21 protein-coding genes are annotated in these 22,659 nt (G+C 63.3%); 11 read left to right on the top strand and 10 right to left on the bottom strand.

Going from position 1 to position 22,659, the window contains the following annotated elements; genetic code table 11:
* Nucleotides 1-117: 117 nt before the first annotated feature.
* Entirely contained in the window at nt 118-480 is a 363-nt protein-coding gene (locus tag AC3WLX_RS04740) for a DUF1428 domain-containing protein (RefSeq protein ID WP_492334883.1), read from the top strand.
* A gap of 9 nt (nt 481-489) precedes the next feature.
* Here AC3WLX_RS04740 and AC3WLX_RS04735 read toward each other — a convergent pair whose 3' ends face one another.
* The 3 genes from AC3WLX_RS04735 to AC3WLX_RS04725 form a co-directional block, all read right to left on the bottom strand.
* Nucleotides 490-1,056: an invasion associated locus B family protein gene (locus tag AC3WLX_RS04735; protein ID WP_492334882.1), complete on the bottom strand. Its 567-nt coding sequence runs from the start codon at nt 1,054-1,056 to the stop codon at nt 490-492.
* 64 nt (nt 1,057-1,120) lie between these two features.
* Nucleotides 1,121-4,267 carry a multidrug efflux RND transporter permease subunit gene (locus tag AC3WLX_RS04730; protein WP_492334881.1) on the bottom strand — a complete coding sequence of 1,049 codons (3,147 nt, stop codon included), beginning with the start codon at nt 4,265-4,267 and terminating at the stop codon, nt 1,121-1,123.
* Entirely contained in the window at nt 4,264-5,433 is a 1,170-nt protein-coding gene (locus tag AC3WLX_RS04725; protein WP_492334880.1) for an efflux RND transporter periplasmic adaptor subunit, read from the bottom strand. The genes AC3WLX_RS04730 and AC3WLX_RS04725 overlap by 4 nt, the downstream gene beginning before the upstream one ends.
* 352 nt (nt 5,434-5,785) lie before the next feature.
* Between AC3WLX_RS04725 and AC3WLX_RS04720 the strand changes: the two genes are divergently transcribed.
* The 6 genes from AC3WLX_RS04720 (at nt 5,786) to AC3WLX_RS04695 (ending at nt 11,571) form a co-directional block, all read left to right on the top strand.
* On the top strand, nt 5,786-6,025 hold the full coding sequence (locus AC3WLX_RS04720) for a hypothetical protein (RefSeq protein ID WP_025035676.1): 240 nt from the start codon (nt 5,786-5,788) through the stop codon (nt 6,023-6,025).
* Nucleotides 6,026-6,234: 209 nt separating this feature from the next.
* On the top strand, nt 6,235-8,637 hold the full coding sequence (locus AC3WLX_RS04715) for a TonB-dependent receptor (protein WP_492334879.1): 2,403 nt from the start codon (nt 6,235-6,237) through the stop codon (nt 8,635-8,637).
* Between the two features lie 2 nt (nt 8,638-8,639).
* Nucleotides 8,640-9,329 (top strand): Fe2+-dependent dioxygenase, encoded by a 690-nt coding sequence (locus AC3WLX_RS04710; protein ID WP_492334878.1) that lies wholly within the window; start codon nt 8,640-8,642, stop codon nt 9,327-9,329.
* Nucleotides 9,326-10,279: a tonB-system energizer ExbB gene (gene exbB, locus AC3WLX_RS04705; RefSeq protein WP_492334877.1), complete on the top strand. Its 954-nt coding sequence runs from the start codon at nt 9,326-9,328 to the stop codon at nt 10,277-10,279. Before AC3WLX_RS04710 ends, exbB begins: the two co-directional genes overlap by 4 nt.
* A 3-nt stretch (nt 10,280-10,282) precedes the next feature.
* Nucleotides 10,283-10,741, top strand: coding sequence for a TonB system transport protein ExbD (exbD, locus tag AC3WLX_RS04700; protein WP_291625387.1), 459 nt, complete (start codon nt 10,283-10,285; stop codon nt 10,739-10,741).
* Between the two features lie 11 nt (nt 10,742-10,752).
* Nucleotides 10,753-11,571, top strand: coding sequence for an energy transducer TonB family protein (locus AC3WLX_RS04695; RefSeq protein ID WP_492334876.1), 819 nt, complete (start codon nt 10,753-10,755; stop codon nt 11,569-11,571).
* On the opposite strand, the gene AC3WLX_RS04690 is transcribed toward AC3WLX_RS04695, so the two are convergent.
* The 7 genes from AC3WLX_RS04690 to gntR all read right to left on the bottom strand — a co-directional run bounded on the left by AC3WLX_RS04690 (nt 11,559) and on the right by gntR (nt 18,060).
* Complete coding sequence (locus AC3WLX_RS04690) at nt 11,559-11,981, bottom strand: hypothetical protein (protein ID WP_291625398.1); 423 nt, start codon at nt 11,979-11,981, stop codon at nt 11,559-11,561. The genes AC3WLX_RS04695 and AC3WLX_RS04690 overlap by 13 nt on opposite strands.
* Nucleotides 11,982-12,045: 64 nt before the next feature.
* Nucleotides 12,046-12,726 (bottom strand): site-2 protease family protein, encoded by a 681-nt coding sequence (locus AC3WLX_RS04685; RefSeq protein ID WP_492334875.1) that lies wholly within the window; start codon nt 12,724-12,726, stop codon nt 12,046-12,048.
* 155 nt (nt 12,727-12,881) lie between these two features.
* Nucleotides 12,882-13,274, bottom strand: coding sequence for a GFA family protein (locus tag AC3WLX_RS04680; RefSeq protein ID WP_492334874.1), 393 nt, complete (start codon nt 13,272-13,274; stop codon nt 12,882-12,884).
* A gap of 7 nt (nt 13,275-13,281) precedes the next feature.
* Entirely contained in the window at nt 13,282-14,028 is a 747-nt protein-coding gene (locus AC3WLX_RS04675) for an SDR family NAD(P)-dependent oxidoreductase (RefSeq protein WP_291625394.1), read from the bottom strand.
* A gap of 122 nt (nt 14,029-14,150) precedes the next feature.
* A complete protein-coding gene (locus tag AC3WLX_RS04670) occupies nt 14,151-14,882 on the bottom strand; it encodes an SDR family oxidoreductase (protein ID WP_492334873.1) in 732 nt (243 codons plus the stop codon).
* 133 nt (nt 14,883-15,015) lie between these two features.
* On the bottom strand, nt 15,016-16,845 hold the full coding sequence (locus tag AC3WLX_RS04665; protein ID WP_492334872.1) for an IlvD/Edd family dehydratase: 1,830 nt from the start codon (nt 16,843-16,845) through the stop codon (nt 15,016-15,018).
* A gap of 114 nt (nt 16,846-16,959) precedes the next feature.
* Nucleotides 16,960-18,060 (bottom strand): HTH-type transcriptional regulator GntR, encoded by a 1,101-nt coding sequence (gene gntR, locus AC3WLX_RS04660; protein WP_492334871.1) that lies wholly within the window; start codon nt 18,058-18,060, stop codon nt 16,960-16,962.
* A gap of 202 nt (nt 18,061-18,262) precedes the next feature.
* On the opposite strand from gntR, the gene AC3WLX_RS04655 reads away from it, so the two are divergent.
* The 4 genes from AC3WLX_RS04655 (at nt 18,263) to AC3WLX_RS04640 (ending at nt 22,649) form a co-directional block, all read left to right on the top strand.
* On the top strand, nt 18,263-19,330 hold the full coding sequence (locus tag AC3WLX_RS04655; protein ID WP_291622459.1) for an ABC transporter ATP-binding protein: 1,068 nt from the start codon (nt 18,263-18,265) through the stop codon (nt 19,328-19,330).
* Nucleotides 19,331-19,395: 65 nt separating this feature from the next.
* Complete coding sequence (locus AC3WLX_RS04650) at nt 19,396-20,715, top strand: ABC transporter substrate-binding protein (protein ID WP_492334870.1); 1,320 nt, start codon at nt 19,396-19,398, stop codon at nt 20,713-20,715.
* Nucleotides 20,716-20,815: 100 nt separating this feature from the next.
* On the top strand, nt 20,816-21,733 hold the full coding sequence (locus AC3WLX_RS04645) for a carbohydrate ABC transporter permease (protein WP_492335916.1): 918 nt from the start codon (nt 20,816-20,818) through the stop codon (nt 21,731-21,733).
* Nucleotides 21,726-22,649 (top strand): carbohydrate ABC transporter permease, encoded by a 924-nt coding sequence (locus AC3WLX_RS04640; RefSeq protein ID WP_492334869.1) that lies wholly within the window; start codon nt 21,726-21,728, stop codon nt 22,647-22,649. Before AC3WLX_RS04645 ends, AC3WLX_RS04640 begins: the two co-directional genes overlap by 8 nt.
* The last annotated feature ends 10 nt before the right edge of the window (nt 22,650-22,659 follow it).

Raw genomic sequence — 22,659 nt, 5'->3', positions numbered from 1 at the left:
AAGCCCCGTCACATCTCACCACGCGCGGCGGTTTGCCTCACCTGGTATTCGTTTGTCCGAGTCGGATCGCCGCCTGCTCCATCGTCCTTGGGCTGGACAACCCAAGGAGATCTGCAAATGCCCTATGTCGATGGTTTCGTTCTCGCCGTGCCGAAGGCCAATACCGAGGCCTACAAGGCGATGGCGACGACCGCCTGCGCCATCTGGATGGAGCACGGCGCGCTCGACTATGTCGAATGCATCGGTGACGACGTTCCCTATGGAGAGCTCACCTCGTTTCCGCGCGCTGTGATGGCGAAGGAGGACGAGGTCGTGGTGTTCGCCTGGATCGTCTACCGGGACCGGGAGAGTCGCGATGCCATCAACAAGAAGGTGATGGCCGATCCCCGGCTGAAAATGGAAGGCATGCCGTTCGACGGCAAGCGCATGATCTATGGCGGCTTCACGACGCTGCTTCGAGCGAACGACATCGCGAGCTGAGGATGTCCGTTACTTGATCTTGTCGTAGGCGGAAGCGAAATCGCCGAGCGGCATCGGGATCGCGATGGTCTCCTTGGCCATGTTCTGGAAGGAGACCTTGAGCTGCTTGCCCGACCGCAACGCGGCAAGCAGGTCCGGCGAGACCGGGGCCGAGGCGTAGCAGCCGCGGTTCTCGCAGGTCTGGATCTGGAGATCGACGGTCTTGCCTTCGTCAACCTGCAGCTTGGCCCCGACGGGAAGGTTGATGCCGAGCGGCAATTGCAACAGCGCAACCGGCGTGCGGGTGTCCGGCGCAATGCGGATGTTGATCAGGACGACGGTCTGGCCCGTCTTGGTCAGCACCGCATTCTGCTCCATCGCGCATTCGAGCGGGGCATCGCGGCTGACGCTGGTGCAGCGGACGACCCAACCCGACTGCCCGGCAGCACCGTCGGCCTGTGGCTGCGTCGGCGCCGGCGAGGGCTGCGCGGCAGGGGCGGGCGCTGCGTTCTTCTTGGCGCTTTGCTGGGCAGACGCGGCGCCGGTCCACAGCAGAGCGGCAGCGGCGAGGGCGACAAGTCTGGATTGCATGAGCATGGCGAAACCGCGTTGGCGTGAAATCGGGGTCTCGCTGTAGCCTCGCAGCAGGCGCTGCGCAAGCTTACTCGGCCGCTTGCTTGACGCCGCCGTGCTCGGACGCCTCGTCGCCTTCACCGTCGTCCGAACGGCCCCAATTGGAGAACCAGTTGTTGAGCTTGTCGAGATAGAGATAGACGACGGGCGTGGTGAACAGCGTCAACGCCTGGCTGACGATCAGGCCGCCGACCATGGCGTAACCGAGCGGCTGGCGGATCTCGGCGCCGGTGCCGTGGCCGAGCATCAGGGGAACGCCGCCGAGCAGCGCCGCCATCGTCGTCATCATGATCGGGCGGAAGCGCAGCAGCGCGGCCTGGCGGATCGATTCCTCCGGCGTCTTGTGCTCGTCGCGTTCAGCGGCAATCGCGAAGTCGACCATCATGATGCCGTTCTTCTTGACGATGCCGATCAGGAGAATGATGCCGATCAGTGCGATCAGGCTGAAGTCGAATCCGGCCACCATCAGGATCGCGAGCGCGCCGACGCCGGCCGAAGGCAGCGTCGACAGGATCGTGATCGGATGGATGTAGCTCTCGTAGAGAATGCCGAGGATCAGATAGACCACGACCAGCGCGGCGAGGATCAAGAGCGGCACGGTGCCGAGCGACTGCTGGAACGCCTGCGCGGTGCCCTGGAAGCTCGAATTCAGCGTCGGCGGAGCGCCGAGCTCGGCCATCGCCTTCTGCACGGCCTCCGTGGCCTGGCCGAGCGCGACGCCCTGCGCGAGATTGAAGCTGATCGTGATCGAGGGGAACTGGCCTTGGTGGCTGATCGAGAGCGGGCGGACCGGATCCGTGCTCCAGCTGGCGAATGTCGAGAGCGGCACCTGGTCGCCTGTCAGCGGCGATTTCAGATAGAGCTTGTTCAGCGTCTCGAGATCACCCTGCATTTCCGGCAGGACTTCGAGGATCACCTTGTAGGTGTTGAGCTGGGTGAAGTACTGCGTGACCTGCCGCTGTCCGAAGGCATCATAGAGGGTGTCGTCGATCAGCTGGGGCTGGATGCCGTAGCGCGAGGCCGTGTCGCGGTTGATCTTGAGCTGGACCGTGGTGCCCTGCGTCTGCTGGTCGGTCGCGACGTCGCGCAGTTGCGGCAGCGTCTGCATCTTGGCGAGGATCTTGGGCGCCCATTCGTTCAGCTCGTCCAGATTGGCGTCCTGCAGCGTGAATTCGAACTGGGTGCGCGTCGGCCGGCCGCCGAGCCGGACGTCCTGGGCCGCCTGCATGTAGAGGCGGGCGCCCTCGACCTTGTCGAACTGCGGGCGCAGCCGCGCGATGATCTGCTGTGCCGAGGCCTCACGCTCGTTGCGCGGCTTCAGCGTAATGAACAGGTTGCCGTTGTTGCCGGCACGGCCGCTGCCGCCGATCGACATGGCAACGCTGGCCACGTCGGGATCGGCGAGGATGATCTTGCCGAGCTCTTCCTGGCGCCGGCTCATCTCCTTGAACGATATATCCTGCGAGGCTTCCGACGTGGCGGTGATCAGGCCGACGTCCTGCTGCGGGAAGAAACCCTTCGGAATCAGGACGAAGAGGTAGATTGACAGTGCCAGCGTGGCAAAGAAGATCGCAAGCGTGGTGCGGCGCCAGGCGAGGGCGAGGTCGAGAACATATTCATAGCCGCGCAGCAATCGGTCGAAGGCGCGTTCGCTCCATTGATAGAACCTGCCGTGGGTCACCTCACCGTGCGCGCGCAGGAAGCGCGAAGCCATCATCGGCGTCAGCGTCAGCGACACGAACATCGAGACGAAGATGGTCATCGCCAGCACGACCGCGAATTCACGGAACAGCCGCCCGATGATGCCGCCCATCAGCAACAACGGGATCAGCACCGCGACCAGCGAGATGCTGATCGAGACGATGGTGAAGCCGATTTCCTTGGAGCCCTTGAAGGCCGCCTCCATCGGCGAGTCGCCTTCCTCGATGTAGCGGGTGATGTTCTCGAGCATCACGATGGCGTCGTCGACCACGAAACCGACCGCAATGGTGAGTGCCATCAGCGACAAATTGTCGAGCGAGTATCCGACCGGCCACATCATGGCGCACGCGCCCAGGAGCGCCAATGGCACCGTCACCGCGGGGATGACCGTTGCCCAAAAGCTGCGCAGGAATATGAAGATCACCATGACCACGAGCGCGATGGTCAGAAGCAGCGTGAACTGGACGTCCTCGACCGCAGCGCGGATGGTCGCGGTGCGGTCGCTGATGAGCTCGATCTTGATCGCGGGCGGGATCGCGGCAACGAGGCGGGGCAGGGTCGCCTTGATCCGGTCCACGGTCTCGATCACGTTCGCGCCCGGCTGCTTGAAGATCACCAGGAACACGCCGCGCTTGCCATTGGCCCAGGCCGCCTGCTTGGAATCTTCGGCGGCGCTGACCGCTCGCCCGATATCGCGAATCCGCAGGGGACCGCCGTTGCGATAGGCGATGATGACGTCGTTCCAGTCCTTGGACTGGGTCAGCTGGTCGTTGGCGTAGATGGTGTAGGCGCGCCTTTCGCCGTCGATGTTGCCCTTGGGGCTGTCGACGGTGGTGATCGCGATCTGGCTGCGCACATCCTCCAGCGACAGGCCCTTTGAGACGAGTTTCGCCGGGTCGACCTGGATACGGATGGCGGGCTTCTGCTGGCCGCCGATGAAGACCTGGGCGACGCCCGAGAGCTGACTGATTTGCTGGGCGAGCTGGGCGTCCACCGCGTCGCTGACGCTGGTCAGCGGCAGAGTATCCGACGTCGCCGACAGGAGCAGGATCGGTGCGTCGGCGGGGTTGACCTTGCGATAGGTCGGGGGCGAAGGGAGGTTTTTCGGCAGCTGGCCGCTGGCAGCGTTGATGGCGCCCTGCACGTCGTTGGCGGCACCGTCGATGTTGCGGTTGAGGTCGAACTGAATGGTGATCGACGCCGTGCCCAGATAGCTCGTCGAGGTCATCTGCGCGATGCCCGGGATCTGGGCGAATTGCCGCTCGAGCGGTTGCGCCACCGAGGAAGCCATCGTCTCGGGGCTGCCGCCCGGCAAATTGGCGGTGATCTGGATGGTCGGAAAGTCCACCTGCGGCAGGGGCGCGACCGGAAGCAGGGGGTAGGCGACGAGGCCGACGAAGAGAATGCCGGCCATCAGCAGCGAGGTGCCGATGGGATAACGGATGAAAGGTGCCGAAATCCCGCCCCCGATCATTCCTGTCGAACCTTGTTCTGGGCCGGACCCGAGCTTGCTACCGCCGTCGACACCAGGCTTCCGGGCTGGACCTTGAACTGACCGCCGACGATCACCTGCTGGCCGGGGCTCAGGCCTTCCTCGATGACCGAACGTCCGTCGATGGCATAGCGGACCTTGACCTTGTGCACCTCGGCCTTGTTATCCTGATTGACCGTATAGGCGTAGAGACCGTTGGTGGAATGCTGGACCGCATCATCCGGTACCACGGTCGCATCCTTCAGCGTCCGCACCAGAAGCCGTGTCGAGACCGATTGACCCGGCCACAGCGTGTGGTCCTTGTTGTCGAACACCGCCTTGAGCCGGATCGTCCCGCTGCTCGTGTCGACCTGGTTGTTGATGACCGCAAGCTTGCCCTCGGCCAGCGTCGTCTTGCCGTCGGTGGTGAAAGCGATCACCTTGAGCGCGCCGGCTTTGTGGCCCTCGCTGATGTAGGGAAGCTGCTCTTCCGGTGCCGTGAAGATGACCGAGATCGGCTCCACTTGCGAGATCGTGACGATGCCGGTCTGCGAAGAGGCGTTGACGATGTTGCCGATGTCGACCTGACGCAGGCCGGCGACGCCTGTGATCGGCGTCCTGATCTGGGTGTAGTCGAGCTGGGTCTGCGCGTTGGCGATTGCGGCCTCGTCGGCGGCGATCTGCGCGGTGAGTTGGGCGACGGTCGAGCGCTGGGTATCCACCCGCTGTGCCGTCGCGAATTCGCCGAGCTTCGTGGCGCGCTGAAGTTCCAGGTTGGCGTTGGCGAGGCTGGCCTCATCCTGCACCTTCTTGGCCTTCGCCTGGTCGAGCGCGGCTTGATAGGGACGGGGGTCGATCGAGACCAGGAGGTCGCCCTGTTTGACGATCTGGCCCTCCTTGAACTCGAGCTTGATGATCTGGCCATCGACCCGGCTGCGGACCTGGACGGTGTTGAAGCCCTGGACCGTGCCCAGGCCGGTCAGGTAGACTGGAAAGTCGGTCTTTTGGACCGGTGCAACGCTGACGGGCACGGCGGCCGGGCGAGGCGGGCCTTTTTGTGCGGTCTGGGATTTTCCAGCCTCGGAGCCGAAATTCTGCCAACCATAGTAACCCGCGGACGCCGCGGCCGCGATGATCACAATCCAGAGGATCGGCCGGGACATTGTCATGTCGTCTCGTCTGGGCTCGTGCCCTCAGCTATGAATTGATGGGCAATCGCAGGGTTCCAGCGTGATGTATATTACACGCCAAGTTTCGGTGTAAACAGCACTATCGGTCGAAAATCCTAAACAATTGGAAAGCTTTGCACTCGTTGGGCAGCGCTCTGGCGCGTCTGTGTGCTAGGGGATGCTTCAGGCCGGGAGCCCCCCACGTTAGCGCAGCGTCTGCTCGAAGAGCGTCTCCGCCCGAAGCTATGGTGCGGATCGACCGCAAGAACGGTTCTAAGTCGGATGTTGGCCGTTTCGGTTGTCAGGGATTTCGGCATCGTCCATATCGGCGCCGCCATGAATGGAGCGCAGGATGGACGAGCTGAACGGCAAGCTGATCGCTTGTCAGATTCTGATCACGGGATTGATCGCGCGTGTCGCCAACGAGCAGCGCGATCCCTTGCGCTTCCTCACCGACTTTCGCGATGAGATCAAAGCCGTCGTGAACGGGGTCAACATCGCCGGCATGGACAACACCGATCGCGTGCGCGCCGTTGCGCAGAAAACGGTCGACGAATTGTTCTCGCTGATGAAGCCGCCGAGCAGCGACTGAGAGCGCAACAGTCGATTTGCGTCGTTTCTCTCGAACAGATCCCATCCAAGATTAGAACGATTTCAAACTACAGTTTAGAATCGTTTTGATCTGGATTGATTCAAGGGTTCTCGCGAGCGGCTCGCATTGACCCGCTATTTTGCGGCCGATACCAACGCTCATCATACGCTCGAAGGAAGCGAGCGAACAGGAAGATGGGGCGTTTGTTAATGGGGCAGGTAGTCGCACCGAAATCGTTGCGTTCGGTCGCAGCGTTGAATTCATTGGATGAGAAGCTCACGGGGATTTCCGGCAAGAAAGTTTCTGCGGTTGCAAGCTTGATCGCGGTGGCGTCGGTGTCGAGCGGTGCAGAGGCGCAGCAATCGAATCTGCCGCCGGTCACCGTCGATGCTCCGGTCGAGCGGCCGCGTCCGGCGGCTTCGAAGCCGTCGCCCGAGCAGGTTCGTGCCCGCAACGCGCTGCGCCGGGCCGCGCAGCGCCAACAGGCGCCGCAGGCGGCTCCAGCCGCCCCGTCCGGCGCGCCGGACGGCAATCCCTATGCCGATCCTGCGGCGCCCTACAAAGTCGATCACGTCCAGGCCTCGGGCAAGTTTCCCGAGAAGATGCTGAACACGCCCAAGAGCATTACCGTGCTCAGCAAGGAAGTGCTCGAGGACAAGAACGCGACGACGTTGAAGGAGATCGGACGCTCGACCGCGGGCGTGACGCTCGGCTCGGGCGAGGGCGGCAACGCTTTCGGCGATCGCTTCTTCATCCGCGGCTTCGACGCACGCAACGACGTCTTCATCGACGGTATCCGCGATCCCGCCGTCTCGATCCGCGAGAACTTCTTCACCGAGCAGATCGAGATCCTGCGCGGACCGGCATCTTCCTACGCGGGCCGCGGCACCGCCGGCGGCGCCATCAACATCGTCACCAAGCAGGCCGGCGACGTCAATTTCAAGCGCATGGACAGCGAGTTCGGCACCGACCAGACCAAGCGCGTCACGCTGGACGTGAACCAGGTGATCGATCCGACCTTCTCGGTACGCGCGGGCGGCCTGTTCCAGGACGCCAACGTCGCCGGACGCAACTTCGTCACCGACAATCGCTGGGGCAGCTTCATCTCGACCAAGTACACCCCGACCAGCGACATCAAGATCACGACGAACTACGTCCATACCGATCTCAGCGGCTATCCCGATTTCGGCGTGCCGTATTACAAGCAGGGCAACGTGCCGGTGACCTCGGCGGGGATTCCGCGCGGGAACTGGTACGGCTTCCTGAACCGCGACTTCCAGACCGCGCGGCAGGATTTCGGCACCGGCACCATCGAGTACAAGGTCAATGAAGCCATTACGCTGACCAGCAAGGTGCGCGGCGAGCACTCGCTGCTCAACTACATCGGCACGCTGCCGCAGAATCCGAATACGACCAGCTCAAATCCGCTGCTCTGGACCACGACGGCGAGCGCGCAGAGCCGCTACCAGAACGTCGACGTCTGGGCCAACCAGAACGAGGCCACGTTCAAGCTCAACACCGGCGGGGTCAAGCACACCGCGGTGTTCGGCGTCGAATATTCGAACGAGAATATCTCGATCGATCGCTATGCCGGCCTTGCCTCCGAACTGTCCGGCTCGCCGTTTACCAGCAATGGCGCGGTGACGGGGGTCAATCTCTACGCCCCGCAATACACCAATATTCCCTTTGGTACGCCGTCCCTGCAAGGAAATCCGACGCGTTATGGCGTCAACACGACCAGCGTGTATGTCATGGACACCGCGAACTGGCAGGACACGGTCATCGTCAACGGCGGCGTGCGCTACGACGGCTACAGCCAGAGTGCCTCGAACAATAGTCCGAACTATCTGAAGCAGAACTCCGATCTCGTGAACTACAACGTCGGGGTGGTCTACAAGCCGATGCCGATTGGCAGCGTCTATGCAGCCTATGCGACATCGGCCAATCCGTTCGGGTCGGAGCTGGATGCGACCGGTACCGAATACGGCGGCGTTCCCCCCAACGCGACCATCCTGCTCGGGCCCGAGCGCAACAAGGCGATCGAAGTCGGCACCAAGTGGGAACTGGCAGATCGCCATCTCCTGGTCACCGGCGCATTGTTTCAGACGACGAAGGACAATGCGCGCGAGAACGACGCCACGGGCAGGCTCACCTCGAACGCGGCCTATCGCATTCAGGGCATCGACATCGAGGCGGAAGGCAAGATCACCGACCGCTGGAGCATCTTCGGCGGGCTGGTGCTGATGCAGTCCAAGGTCACGCAGAGCAACATCCCGGCCAACATAGGCCTCCAGCTTGCCAATATCGCTCACCAGTCGTTCAGCATGCTGACCAAGTACAAGTTCGATGGCGGTTGGGAGCTCGGCGGCCAGGCGGTCTACCGCTCGAAGGTCTATGGCGGCACGTTCGCGGCCAACACCAACGAGCTGCCGAGCTACTGGCGCTTCGATGCGTTCGTCGAGAAAAAGATCGACCAGAACTGGACCATGAAGTTCTACGCGCAGAACCTGACCAACAAGCTGTATTACGACTCGTTCTATCGCAGCAATGTCCCGTTCGTGGCGGTCGCGCCGGGGCGTGCCTTCTACGTCGTGACGACGGCGAAGTTCTGATCATGTTGACATGCCTGCCGGGCATTCTGAGCAAGGACGATGTGGCGGATTTCCGCCGCATCATGGATGCCAGTGAATGGGAAGACGGCCGTTCGACCGCGGGCGCGCAGTCGGCCATGGTCAAGCGCAACGAGCAATTGCCTGCGGACGGTGAGGTCGCACGCAAGCTGGGCAACCGCGTCATCTCGGCGCTGACCTCGAACCCGCGTTTCATTGCGGCGGCGATCCCGCTTCAAATCTTCCCGCCGCTGTTCAACCGCTATGCGGCGAGCAGCGGCCATCATTTCGGCCTGCACGTCGACAATGCGATCCGCGGCGATCGCCTGACCGGCCTTCGCATCCGCACAGACCTGTCGATCACGCTGTTCCTCGCCGAACCGGAGGAGTACGACGGTGGCGAACTTGTGATCGAGGACACCTATGGCTCGCACGAGGTCAAGTTGCCGGCCGGGGACTGCGTGCTCTATCCTTCGTCCAGCCTGCATCTCGTCACCCCCGTGACCAGGGGAACGCGGGTTGCGTCTTTCTTCTGGCTTCAGAGCATGATACGGGACGATCAAGCTCGCAGCATGATCTTTGACCTCGACACCACGATTCAATCCCTCGTGGAACGGCTCGGGCGTGACGATCCCGAAACGGTCAAATTGACGGGTATCTATCACAACCTCATTCGCTACTGGGCCGAAGTATGAAGACCACGACCTCAAGAGCAAGCCTTGCCGTCGCCGCTATGCTGGCGGTCGCCTGGCTCGCGTCTCCTGTTTCCGCCCAGACGCAGAGCGCGCCCGCCCCGGCGCAAGCGCTTCAGCCGGCCACGGCCGGTCCGGCGCCGGCAGCCACCGTGCCCAGTGCCCCGGCGCCTTCGGCTTCGACGCCAGCCGCTCCCACGGCGCTCCCTGCGGCCACCGTTTCGACGACCGCAAAGTCCGAGGCGGCCGCCGTTGCGCCTGCCATGAAGGAATTGTCGCCCTGGATGATGTTCATGTCGGCGGACATCATCGTGCAAGCGGTGATGATCGGGCTGGCCTTCGCATCGCTGATGACCTGGACCGTCTTCATCGCCAAGTCGATCGAGCTGTCGGTCGCTTCCGGCAAGCTTCGTTCTGCCTTGAAGAAGATTGCGGAGGCGCGCTCTCTCGCCGAGGCGCAGATGGCGCTCGGCACCAAGCAGGGCATCCTGCCGTCTTTCCTCGCGGCGGCGCTGCACGAGGCGCGGATGTCCGCCGGCCTGTCCAGCGATGCCGGCATCAAGGAGCGCGCGGCCTCGAGCTTCCAGGAGATCGTACGCGCGGAACAGCGGCGCATCCGGATCGGCATGGGCGTGCTCGCGACGATCGGCTCGACGTCGCCCTTCGTCGGCCTGTTCGGCACGGTCTGGGGCATCATGAACAGCTTCATCGGCATCTCGAAGTCGCAGACCACGAACCTTGCCGTCGTCGCGCCCGGCATCGCCGAAGCGCTGCTCGCAACCGCGATCGGCCTCGTCGCCGCGATCCCCGCGGTCATCATCTACAACCACTTTTCCCGCGTCACGAAGGGCTATCTCGAGCTCGTCAGCCGCGCCTCGGGCGCGGCGGGGCGGCTGCTCTCGCGCGATCTCGACCGCAGCCACGGCGGCGTGCATTCTCGCGCGGCGGAGTGAATCATGGGCGTTTCGCTCGCAGACAATGACGGCGAAGACGACGATTTCTCGGAAACGCATGACATCAACGTCACGCCGTTCATCGACGTCATCCTGGTGCTGCTGATCATCTTCATGGTCGCGGCTCCGCTCTCTACGGTCGACCTGCCAATCGATCTGCCGACGTCCAGCGCGACGCCGCAGAAGAAGCCGGACAAGCCGACCTATCTCAGCATCAAGCCCGATCTGACGCTTGCAATCGGAGAGAACCCGGTCCATCGGGCCGAGTTGATCGGCACCCTCGACGGCCTGTCCGACCTGAGCAAGGACAAGTATGTGTTCCTGCGTGCCGATCGAACGGTGCCTTACGGCGAGTTGATGGGGGTCATGGAGCTCCTGCGCTCGGGCGGCTATACTCGGGTGAAGCTGGTTGCGCTGGAAGGCGCTCCGGGGGCACCCGCGGCAGGCGCCGCTCAGCCCTAGGAATACGCACGATGTCGGACGAAGTCAGGCCATCCCGGACGCTCTGGATCCTCGCGGCGGTCGCGGCGCTCGCGCTTCATCTTGGTGGTGCTGCGCTCGCGCTGGCGCATCTGCGGGACGACGGCGATGGCGACGGCCTGGGCGCGGCGGGCGCGGAGTTCGCGGTCGAGATGGCTTCGCCGGAAGCGCATGAAACCGACGCGCCGGTCGGACCGAGCGACTCGACGGCGCAGGAGGAGCGTCCGGAACTCCCGGAGCAGAAGGCCGAGATAAAGGAGACGGAGCTTCCGCAGGATCGCCCCCAAGAGGCCGAGGAGCCCGATCGTATCGTCAGCGAGAACAAGGCCAAGAAGGAGCAGGACGACGACCCGAAGGTGGCTGCCGTTGAAACTCCAGCCGCGGAAGCGGCGCAAAAGCAGGTTGACCAGGTGCAGCAGACTTTCGAGGACGCAACGCGCGAGGCTGACAAGGCGATGGCCCCGGTGGTTGGTATCGGCAAGGACGTCTTGAAGATCACGGCCGACTGGAACCGCAAGGTCAGCGCGCATCTTGCGGCTCACAAGGTCAATCCGGAGGGCAAGGAGCCCCGCAATCAGACGGTGAAAGTGAGCTTCGCCCTCAATCGACGGGGGAACGTGATCTCAGTCGACGTCGCGGAATCGTCCGGAGACGCGGCCTACGACGCTGCCGCAATCTCCATGGTCCACAAATCCGATCCTTTCCCGATGCCGCCTGCGGCGGTGACTGAGGATCGGATCGAGCGCACCGTCCCGATCATCTTCAAGCCACCCGAAGAGAAGAAAAAGAAGAAGACGGCTCAACGCCAGTAGAGCCGGATCCCGACGTAGACCACGACCAGGCAGACAAAGATCAGCGCCACCGGCAGCGGCCGCTTCTGCGTTCCAGTGGCTGTGCCGCCTCCGAAAAAGCTGCTCGTCTTGGGCTTCGGAGGCGGGCGGCGGAAGGCGGTAACATTGTCCGCGGCTGGCTCCGCCTGGCGGGGGCGGACATCGGGCGGCGTTCCACCGCCGCCCATCTCGGCGTAATAGGCCTTGTAGATGGCACCGATGGTGGCCTCGGTGGCCTCGCCTTCGCTCATCTGCGCCAGCAGGTTCCTGTAGCTGGTCAGGAATTCCTGGGCCTCCGGAGGCAGCGCGGACGCCCCGTTGAGCTTGGCCATCATCTTCCAGGTGGCAAAATCGGCTCGGGCGCGGGTGTCGGCGCGTCTCGCGATCAGCATATCGGCAGCTTTGACCAAGTCGGCCTCTGGCCCTTCGGCTTGTGTACGGGTGTCCCGGTTTCAACTACGCATTGCCGGTCAGGAAGAGAACAGCCTGAATCACATAACCGGTCAACGTCCGCAGTATTGCTGAAATAACATCAAGATTTAGACCGAACTGCGAGCCCGCCAGCGGCAGCAGGATCAAGAGGCCGATCAGGATCAACATACCGAACGGCTCGAGCCGGGCCAGCGGCGAGGCGACTGCCCGCGGCAACAGCCCGACCGCGACGCGCCCGCCGTCGAGCGGCGGGATCGGCATCATGTTGAACACGGCCAGGATCGCGTTGATGATGAGTGCATTCTTGAGGTTGTCGGCAACCCATTTCGCCGCGCTCGCGGGCACCAGCGGCAGGGCATGGAAGGCGAGGGCGGAGGCGAGCGCCAGCAGGATGTTGGTGGCGGGGCCGGCCAGCGCCACCCAGACCATGTCGAGCCTGGGATTGTTCAGCTTGCGGAAGTTCACCGGCACCGGCTTGGCGTAGCCGAACAGGAACGGCGAATGCGCGAACAGCAGCATCGCCGGCAGGATGACGGTGCCGAACGGGTCGATATGCCTGAGAGGATTGAAGCTGACGCGGCCGAGCTGTGCGGCGGTGTTGTCGCCGAGCCGGTTAGCGACGAAGGCGTGCGCGGCCTCATGGAAGGTGATGGCGAGAACGAGGGGGAGCACCCACACCGAGAGGTCATAAAAGGAAATGTTCACAGCTCATCCATTTCGGTTCGCTAGCTGGCGGCCTTGCAGCCGTCCCAGCCAAACCGGCGGTGCAGCAACGGTTCGGCTCAACATAGGGTGGCCGGTTCCGGAATGCCACGGTGCAGATGGATTGCTTCGGCCTGCCGTCGTGCAGTCGCGCAAATTCACGCCGGGATCGTCCCGGGATATTGCACCAAGCCGTCGTCGAGCTTCACCCAGGCGAGCTTTTCCGACACCCAGATGTGCTCGGTCGGGACGAAGGCGTTGCGATCGTCGAAAGTGGCCAGCGCGACACCCGCCAGTGTCCCGTTGCGGCGCCAGGCGAACAGCCGCGTGCCGCAGCGCTTGCAGAACACGCGATCGATGTTCTCGGACGATGCATAGCGCCCTGTGTCGCCCTCGACGCTCAGCGCACGCTGGTCGAACTGCGCGCGGGCGAAGTAGGGCGAGCCCATCGCCTTCTGGCAGATGCGGCAATGGCAGACGCGGACGTTGAGCGGCTCGCCCTCCGCCTTGAACCGCACCGCGCCGCACAGGCAGCCACCCTCCCGGATCATGATGTCCTCAATAGGTTGCGCGTCCGCCCGAGATGTCGAACACCGCGCCGGTCGAGAAGGCGCAATCTTCCGATGCGAGCCAGCTCACCATTGCGGCGAGCTCTTCGACGAGCACGAAGCGTCCCTTCGGGATCTTCGACAGCATGAAATCGATGTGCTGCTGCGTCATCTGGTCGAAGATCGCGGTCTTCGCCGCCGCCGGCGTCACCGCGTTGACGAGGATGTCGTGGCCGGCGAGCTCCTTGCCGAGCGATTTCGTGAGCGCGATCAGGCCGGCCTTGGAGGCTGAGTAGTGCGCCGCGTTCGGATTGCCTTCCTTGCCGGCGATCGAGGCGATGTTCACGATCCGCCCGTATTTCCGCTTGAGCATTTCAGGCACGATCGCCTTGCTCACGATGAAGGGGCCGTCGAGGTTGATGCGCAGCACCTTGCGCCATTCCTCGAGGTCAGTCTCCCAGACCGGCTTGTTGACGCCGGCAATGCCCGCATTGTTGACGAGGATGTCGATCTTGCCGAACGCGGCCAGCGTCGCATCGCGCGCCTGCTCCACGCCTGAGGTGTCGGTGACGTCGACCTTGAACACTTTGGTCTCGCCGCCGATGTCTTTTGCGGTCTTCTCGGCGAGTGCGGCATCGAAATCCCAGATCGCGACCTTGGCGCCGGAGGCGACGAAGCGCTCGGTGATGGCGCGGCCAAAACCCTGCGCACCGCCGGTGACGATGGCGATGCGGCCGTTGAGATCGATCTTGTTCATCGAGAAATCCTCCCTATCCCTCATGGTGAGGAGCGCGCACTTGGCGCGCGTCTCGAGCCATCGAGCCCGTGGCCCATCCCTCGAGACGGCGCTTGCGCGTCTCCTCGGGATGAGGAGTGTAATCAGAGCATGTAGCCGCCGTCGACGACGAGGTCGACGCCGGTGGTGAAGGCGCTTTCGTCGCTGCCGAGATAGACCGCCATCGCCGCGATCTCCTCGGCGGTGCCGAGCCGGCCCATCTTCTGGCGGGAGATGAACATCTCCTTGCCCTGCGGTCCTTGCGCTGCGGCGCGATCGAGCATCGACGGCGTCTCGACCGTGCCGGGGCAGATCGAGTTGCAGCGGATGCCCTTGGTGATGAAATCGAGCGCGACCGCACGCGAGAGCAGCGACACCGCCGCCTTCGACGAGCTGTAGACGTAGCGGTTGGCCGGCGGCCTCAGGGCCGCGCAGGACGAGATGTTGACGATGCTGCCGCCGCCGCCGGCGATCATGTCGGGCAGGAACGCCTTGATGGTTCGGTGCATCGACTTGACGTTGAGGTCGAACGAGAAATCGAAATCCTCCTCCGAGCAGTCCAGGATGGTGCCGTGGTGCACAAAGCCCGCCGCGTTGAGCAGGATGTCGATCTTGCCGATGCGCTTGGCAAAAGCTTCGACGTCGGCGGTGTTGCGGACGTCGAGCTTTGCGACTTCGGCGACGCCGTCCTTGCTCAGGCCGGCGATGCCGGCTTCGTTGATGTCGGTGGCGATGACGGTTGCGCCTTCACGCGCGAATGCGATCGCGCAGGCGCGCCCGATGCCGGCCGCAGCCGCCGTGACGACGGCGCGTTTGCCCTTGAGGCGGTTGGCCATTTTGTTCACTCCTTCGAATTGGGGTCGTCATTCCGGGATGCGCCGTCAGGCGCAGGCCCGGAATCCATACTCCCGATCGTGGTTATGGATTCCGGGCTCGCGACTGCGTCGCGCCCCGGAATGACGGAAGTTGTTAGTGATTGTCCCGTGCCACGCCGAACGTGCCGGCGACGTTCTGATACCTCGTGGCGAGCTCCATGCAGGCGCCGGTCGATTGCTGGCCGACGGTGTTGCGGTAGATCTCCTGCCAGGGCGTCTGGTTCGGCGGATGCTTGAAGCCGCCGCTGGCCTTGAGCTCGGCGTGGCGCTTCTTCAGCTCCTCGTCCGGGATCAGGATGTTGGCGCTGCCCTTGTTGAGGTCGATGCGGACCTTGTCGCCGGTCTTCAGGATCGCAAGACCGCCATTGGCGGCAGCTTCCGGCGAGGCGTTCAGGATCGAGGGCGAGCCCGAGGTGCCGGACTGGCGGCCGTCGCCGATGCAGGGCAGGGACAGGATACCGCGTTTGATCAAGGCGGCCGGCGGCTGCATGTTCACGACCTCGGCGCCGCCGGGATAGCCGATCGGACCGGTGCCGCGGATGAACAGCACGCAGCGCTCGTCGATGTCGAGCGAGGGGTCGTCGATCCGCTCGTGATAGTCCTCCGGCCCTTCGAACACGATGGCGCGGCCTTCGAAGGCGTTGAGGTCCTTGGGGTTGCTGAGGTAGCGGTCGCGGAATTCCTTGGAGATCACCGAGGTCTTCATGATCGCGGAATCGAACAGGTTGCCCTTCAGCACCAGGAAGCCGGCGTCCTTCACCAGTGGCTTGTCATAAGCCCGGATCACGTCGTTGTCGGGCTCCGGCGCGTTCTTGCAGTTCTCGCCGATGCCGCGGCCGTTGACCGTGACCGCATCCTCGTGGATGCGCTTGTGCTTCATCAATTCGCGCACCACGGCGGGCACGCCGCCGGCGCGGTGGAATTCCTCGCCGAGATAGAAGCCGGCGGGCTGCATGTTGACCAGCAGCGGCACGTCGTGGCCGACCTTCTGCCAGTCCTCGATCGAGAGCTCGACGCCGATGTGCCGGGCGAGGGCGTTGATGTGGATCGGCGCATTGGTCGAGCCGCCGATCGCCGAGTTGATCACGATGCAGTTCTCGAACGCCTTGCGGGTCAGGATGTCCGAGGGCTTCAGATCCTCCCAGACCATCTCGACGATGCGTTTTCCGGTCTCGTAGGCGATCTGGCCACGCTCGCGATAGGGTGCGGGGATCGCCGCGCAGCCCGGCAGCGAGAAGCCGAGCGCTTCGGCAAGTCCGTTCATGGTCGAGGCGGTGCCCATGGTGTTGCAATGGCCGACCGAGGGCGCCGAGGAGGCCACGATCTCCATGAACTCCTCATAGCCGATCTCGCCGGCGGCGAGCCGCTCGCGCGATTTCCAGACGATGGTGCCGGAGCCGGTGCGCTCGCCATTGTGCCAGCCGTTGAGCATCGGGCCGCCCGACAGCACGATGGCCGGCAGGTTCACGGTGGCCGCCGCCATCATGCAGGCCGGCGTGGTCTTGTCGCAACCGGTCGTCAGCACCACGCCGTCGAGCGGATAGCCGTAGAGGATTTCGACAAGCCCAAGATAGGCGAGGTTGCGGTCGAGCGCCGCGGTCGGGCGCTTGCCGGTCTCCTGGATCGGGTGGGTCGGGAATTCCATCGCGATGCCGCCGGCCTCGCGGATGCCTTCGCGGACGCGGTGCGCGAGCTCGAGATGGTGACGGTTGCAGGGGGAGAGGTCGTTGCCGGTCTGGGCGATACCGATGATCGGCTTGCCCGATTGCAGCTCGGCGCGGGTGAGGCCGTAGTTCAAATAGCGCTCCATATAGAGCGCGGTCATTCCCGGATTATGCGGGTTGTTGAACCATTCCTGCGAGCGGAGATGGCGGCGGGTACCGTTGCTGCCGGCGGCATGCCCATTGGTTGGATTCTTTGTCATTGGTTTCTCCTGCAATGCAAACGCATCGGCATTCGTCTCGGCATGCGCGATGCCCAACGGCGCGAGCGATGGTCTGCCGTCCCGTTGGCGGGTCGTTTCCTCACGTTTCAGATACTAGTCGTGGCTACTTGGTAACGCTATCATTTTGTTCGCTGCGCCTAGGCTCGATATGGCTGGCCTGCTGTCCGGCCGCCGCGCCGAGGAGCTTTGCCGCTCGATCACCCTGAAGCCGAGATCGAGCACCGGCTGCTCCGGACGTCGCCCTTCGATCGCATCGATCAGCATGGTGGCGGCCGTCTTCCCCATCTCGTAGCGGTTGGTGCGCACGCTGGTGAGAGTGGGGACGGCGGAGGCCATGAATTCGAGGTCGTTGAAGCCGACGATCGCGATCTGCCCAGGGACTGCGATCTCCCGGCGGCGGCACTCGAACAGCACGCCGAGCGCAAGGTCGTCGTTGGCGCAGAACACCGCGTCGATGTCGGGCTCGCGCGCCAGCAGATCGGTGAATAGCGCACCCCCGAGCGTTACTGACGTCGGGGTCGCCGTCGTGACGACGAGACGCTGATCGAACAGGGCTGCGTCCTTCATGGCGGAGACATATCCGTCCAGCCGCCGCTGCACCCTGGGATCCATGCGTGCGCCGACGAATCCGACCTTGCGGTGACCTTGCTCGAACAGGTGCCCAACCGCGGCCCGGGCTGCATCATAGTGGGAAAAGCCGATCATCATGTCGACCGGATCCGGGCCGATCTCCATGATCTGCACGATCGGGCAGTCCGCGGCTTGAAGCATCGCGCGGGACTCCGCGGTCTGGTCGATGCCGGTGACGATCAGCCCGGCCGGCTTCTGCGCCAGAAACAGGCGCAGCAATTTCTCCTCCTGGAGAATGCTGTAGCGCGTGTTGGACAACTGGATGGAGTAACGGCTGCTTTCCGACGCGTCATAGATGCCGCGCAGCACGTCCGAGAACACGTTATTGGTGAGAGAGGGGATCAATACACCGATGACTTCGGTGCGGTGCGAGGCCAGTGCGCGAGCCGCGAGGTTCGGCACATAGCCAAGCTCCTTGGCGGCGCTCTCGACTCGGGTCCGCTTAGCGACGGACAAAGCCTCGGGATTTCGGAAGAAGCGGGACGCCGTGATCGGGCTGACGCCGGCAAGCTCGGCCACTTCGGCCAGCCGGATTTTGCCTGACTTTGTGCGTTTTCGTCCCATTTGCTGCTCTTAACACAGTCAGTCCCGCAAACAAAGGAACGTTGACAGCGCTACCAGCAACGACTAACCAAAGACAAATTGCCAAAACCGCACAAACTACCGACAATGTCGCCCGCTAAGATCGGGCCTGGTTCGGTCAAGTCCGAAAAACAAGACGGTCGCGGCGCCAAAGAGCGTCGTGGACTTTCGAGGAGGGAGCTAGATGTCGTCTGTGCAAATCCGCGACGTGCGGAAATCGTTCGGCAATTTTGAAGTCCTGCACGGCGTGACGATTCCAATCGAAGACGGTCAGTTCGTTGTCCTGGTCGGCCCCTCCGGTTGTGGCAAGTCGACGCTTCTGCGCATGCTCGCGGGCCTCGAGAACATCACTTCCGGAACGATCTCGATTGGCGACCGCGTCGTCAACAATGTCCAGCCCAAGGAGCGGGACATTGCGATGGTCTTCCAGAACTACGCGCTCTATCCGCACATGACGGTCGCCGACAACATGGGCTTCTCGCTCAAGCTGCGGAACGCCGGTGCCGACGAGATCAACAAGCGCGTCAAGCGCGCTGCCGAGATCCTGGCGCTGTCGCCGTTGCTCGACCGCTACCCGCGCCAGCTCTCGGGCGGCCAGCGCCAGCGCGTCGCGATGGGGCGCGCCATCGTGCGCGATCCGCAGGTGTTCCTGTTCGACGAGCCCTTGTCGAACCTCGATGCCAAGCTGCGCGTCGCAATGCGCACCGAGATCAAGGAGCTGCATCAGCGGTTGAAGACGACCACCGTCTATGTCACCCACGACCAGATCGAGGCCATGACCATGGCCGACAAGATCGTCGTCATGCATGACGGCATCGTCGAGCAGATGGGCACTCCGCTCGAGCTCTACGACAAGCCGGACAACCAGTTCGTTGCCGGGTTCATCGGCTCGCCCGCGATGAATTTCCTCAAGGGGCATGTGCGCGTCAACGGCGTCGCCACCTTCGAGGGGCCGAACGGCGTCAAGCTGCCGCTCAAGACCGCGCCGGCCAATTCCGACGGCCGCCCCGTGGTGTATGGGGTGCGGCCCGAGCACTTCACCATCGCAGATGACGGCGCCGAGGCCGAGATCATCGTGGTCGAGCCGACCGGCTCGGAGACGCAGGTGTTCGCCAAGCTCGGCGGCGAGCAGGTCGTTGCGGTCTTCCGCGAGCGCCACCAGTTCAATCCCGGCGACAAGGTGCGGCTGAAGCCCGAGCCGTCGCTGGTCCATCTGTTCGACGATGCGACGGGCAAACGCATGAATGCCTAGCGCCAGACGACAAGGCATAAGACAACAAGCATAAGACAACAAAAAAGCATCACAGGGAGGACAACATGCAAGATTTTACTCGCCGATCTCTGCTCCAAGGCGGCACGGCTTTAGCTGCGACTGGCATGCTGACGGGGCCGGCACTGTTTGATTTCGCCAAGGCTTGGGCGCAGAGCGCGCCGTGGAAGGCCGAGCCCGGCGCCAAGCTGACCGTGATGCGCTGGAAGCGCTTCGTGCCGGCGGAGGACGATGCATTCAACGCGATGGTGGCGGCTTTCAAGGCCGCGACCGGCACCGAGATGAACACGTTCAGCGAGTCCTTCGAGGACGTGCAGCCGAAGGCCTCGGTTGCGGCCAACACCGGCTCCGGCCTCGATCTCGCCTGGGGCCTGCACACGCTGCCGCAGCTGTTCCCGACCAAAGTGCTGAAGATGAACGATGTCGCCGATTATCTCGGCAACAAATACGGCGGCTGGACCGACGCGGCCGCGAAGACCTGCAAGCTCGGCAACGACTGGCTCGGCATTCCCGTCGCCACCAACGGCGGCTACATGACCTACCGCAAGTCGGCGCTGGAAAAGGCGGGCTTCAAGGACTTCCCCAAGGACTTCCCCGGCTTCCTCGAAATGTGCAAGGCACTCAAGGCCAACAACACGCCGGCCGGCTTCGCGCTCGGTCATGCCTCGGGCGACGGCAATTCGTGGCTGCACTGGGTGCTGTGGGGCCACGGCGCCTACACGGTCGACCAGAACGACAAGATCATCATCAATTCGCCGGAGACGGCGAAAGCGCTCGAATACTGCAAGGCGCTGTACGACAGCTTCATCCCGGGCACGGCGTCCTGGAACGATTCGTCCAACAACAAGGCCTTCCTCGCCGGCGAGCTCTATTGCACGGCGAACGGCATCTCGATCTACGTCGCCGCAAAGACCGATGCCAGCAAGAAGGAGCTCGCGGAGGACACCTACCACGCGCTCTGGCCCGTCGGCCCGGTCGGCAAGCCGACCGAGCTGCAGCTGGCGCTGCCGATCCTCGCCTTCAACTTCACCAAATATCCGAATGCGGCAAAGGCCTTCGTTGCCTTCATGCTGGAGAAGGAGAACTACGAGAAGTGGCTGGGCGGCGCGCAAGGCTATCTGACGCAGACCCTGAACGCCTATGAGTCCGCGCCGATCTGGACGGCCGATCCCAAGAACGCCGTGTTCGCACAAGCTTCCAAGCGCACGCTGCCGGCCGCCGGTATCGGCACGGTCGGTGAGAAGGCGGCGACCGCGATCGCCGACTTCATCGTCGTCGACATGTTCGCCAACTACTGCACCGGCGCCAAGGATACAAAGGGCGCGATGGCAGACGCCGAGCGCCAGCTGAAGCGCATCTATCGCTGACGGTCACGGAGCGGGCGGCCGTCCGGCCGCCCGCTCGTCAACATTTCGATCAGGGATATCGGGCATGGCTGATGTCGCAATTCCCCGGGCCAAGCCTCAGATGAGCGAGGCAAACGCCTGGACCCAGCTCAAACACAACCGTAACTGGCTCGGCTTCTGGTTCATGGTGCCGGCCATGGCGTTCCTGATCTTCTTCCTGGCCTATCCGCTCGGGCTCGGCATCTGGCTGTCCTTTACGGATGCCCGCATCGGCAGGGTCGGGCAGTTCGTCGGCACCGAGAACTACGAGTGGCTATGGGACGATTCCATCTTCTGGCTGTCGGTGTTCAACACGCTGCTCTACACCTTCGTCGCCAGCGCCCTCAAATTCGCGATCGGGCTCTATCTGGCGCTGCTGCTCAACGAGCACATGCCCTTCAAGGCGATGCTGCGTGCGATGGTGCTCATCCCCTTCATCGTTCCGACCGTGCTCTCCGCGCTGGCATTCTGGTGGATCTTCGACTCGCAATTTTCGATCATCTCCTGGTCGCTCAAGCAGCTCGGCCTGATCAACCAGAACATCAACTTCCTCGGCGATACGACCTGGGCGCGCATTTCCGTGATCTTCGCCAATATCTGGCGCGGCGTGCCCTTCGTGGCGATCACGCTGCTCGCGGGCCTGCAGACCGTCTCGCCCTCGCTCTATGAAGCAGCGACGCTCGACGGCGCAACGCGCTGGCAGAATTTCCGCTACATCACCTATCCGCTGCTGACGCCGATCATCGCCGTCGTGATGACCTTCTCGGTGCTCTTCACCTTCACCGACTTCCAGCTGATCTGGGCGATGACGCGCGGCGGCCCGGTCAACGCCACCCATTTGATGGCGACCTTGTCCTACCAGCGCGCGATCATCGCCGGGCAGCTGGGCGAGGGGGCCGCGATCTCCAGCGCCATGATTCCGTTCCTGCTCGCCGCGATCATGGTGTCCTGGTTCGGCCTGCAGCGTCGCAAATGGCAACAGGGAGAAAGCAATGACTGATCTTCCTGCCTCGAAGATGGACCTCAAGGCCGTCATATCGACGCCGGCGCGCGTCGATAACAGCGAGGGCATGAGCTATTTGCAGTCGGTGCCCCGCCGCCTCGTGACGCTCTATCTGCCGCTCACGATCATCGTCGTCGTCCTCCTGTTCCCGTTCTACTGGATGGCGCTGACGTCGGTGAAGCCCGACGAGCAGTTGCTCGATCTCGACAAGTTCAATCCGTTCTGGACCTGGAATCCGACCTTCAAGCACTTCCACAAGCTGCTGTTCGAGAGCTACTATCCGTATTGGCTCTGGAACACGATGTATGTGGCGATCTGCGCCACCATCCTGTCGATCGTCGCATCGGTGTTCGCGGCCTATGCCATCGTGCGCTTGCGCTACAAGGGCGCCAATCTCGTCGGCGGGCTGATCTTCCTCGCCTATCTGGTGCCGCCGTCGATCCTGTTCATTCCGCTCGCCACCGTCGTGTATCAGTACGGCCTGTTCGACTCGCCGCTGGCGCTGATCCTGACCTATCCGACCATCCTGATCCCGTTCTCGACCTGGCTGTTGATGGGCTATTTCAAGACCATCCCGTTCGAGCTCGAGGAATGCGCGCTGATCGACGGCGCGAGCCGCTGGCAGATCCTGACCAAGATCGTGGTGCCGCTGGCCATCCCGGGCCTCATCTCGGCCTTCATCTTCTGTTTTACGCTGTGCTGGAACGAGTTCATCTACGCCCTGACCTTCCTGCAGTCGACCAGCAACAAGACGGTGCCCGTCGCGATCGTGAACGAGTTCGTCGATGGTGATATCTACCGCTGGGGTTCGCTGATGGCAGGAGCCCTGGCCGGCTCGCTGCCGCTCGTGATCCTTTACGCCTTCTTCGTGGAGCATTATGTGTCTGCGATGACCGGCGCCGTGAAGGAATGATCGCGAGGCT

The sequence above is a fragment of the Bradyrhizobium sp. FW305-F6 genome (assembly GCF_058782905.1).
The sequence above is the reverse complement of the archived record's forward strand: the minus strand, read 5'-3'. Positions and strand labels throughout refer to the sequence as shown.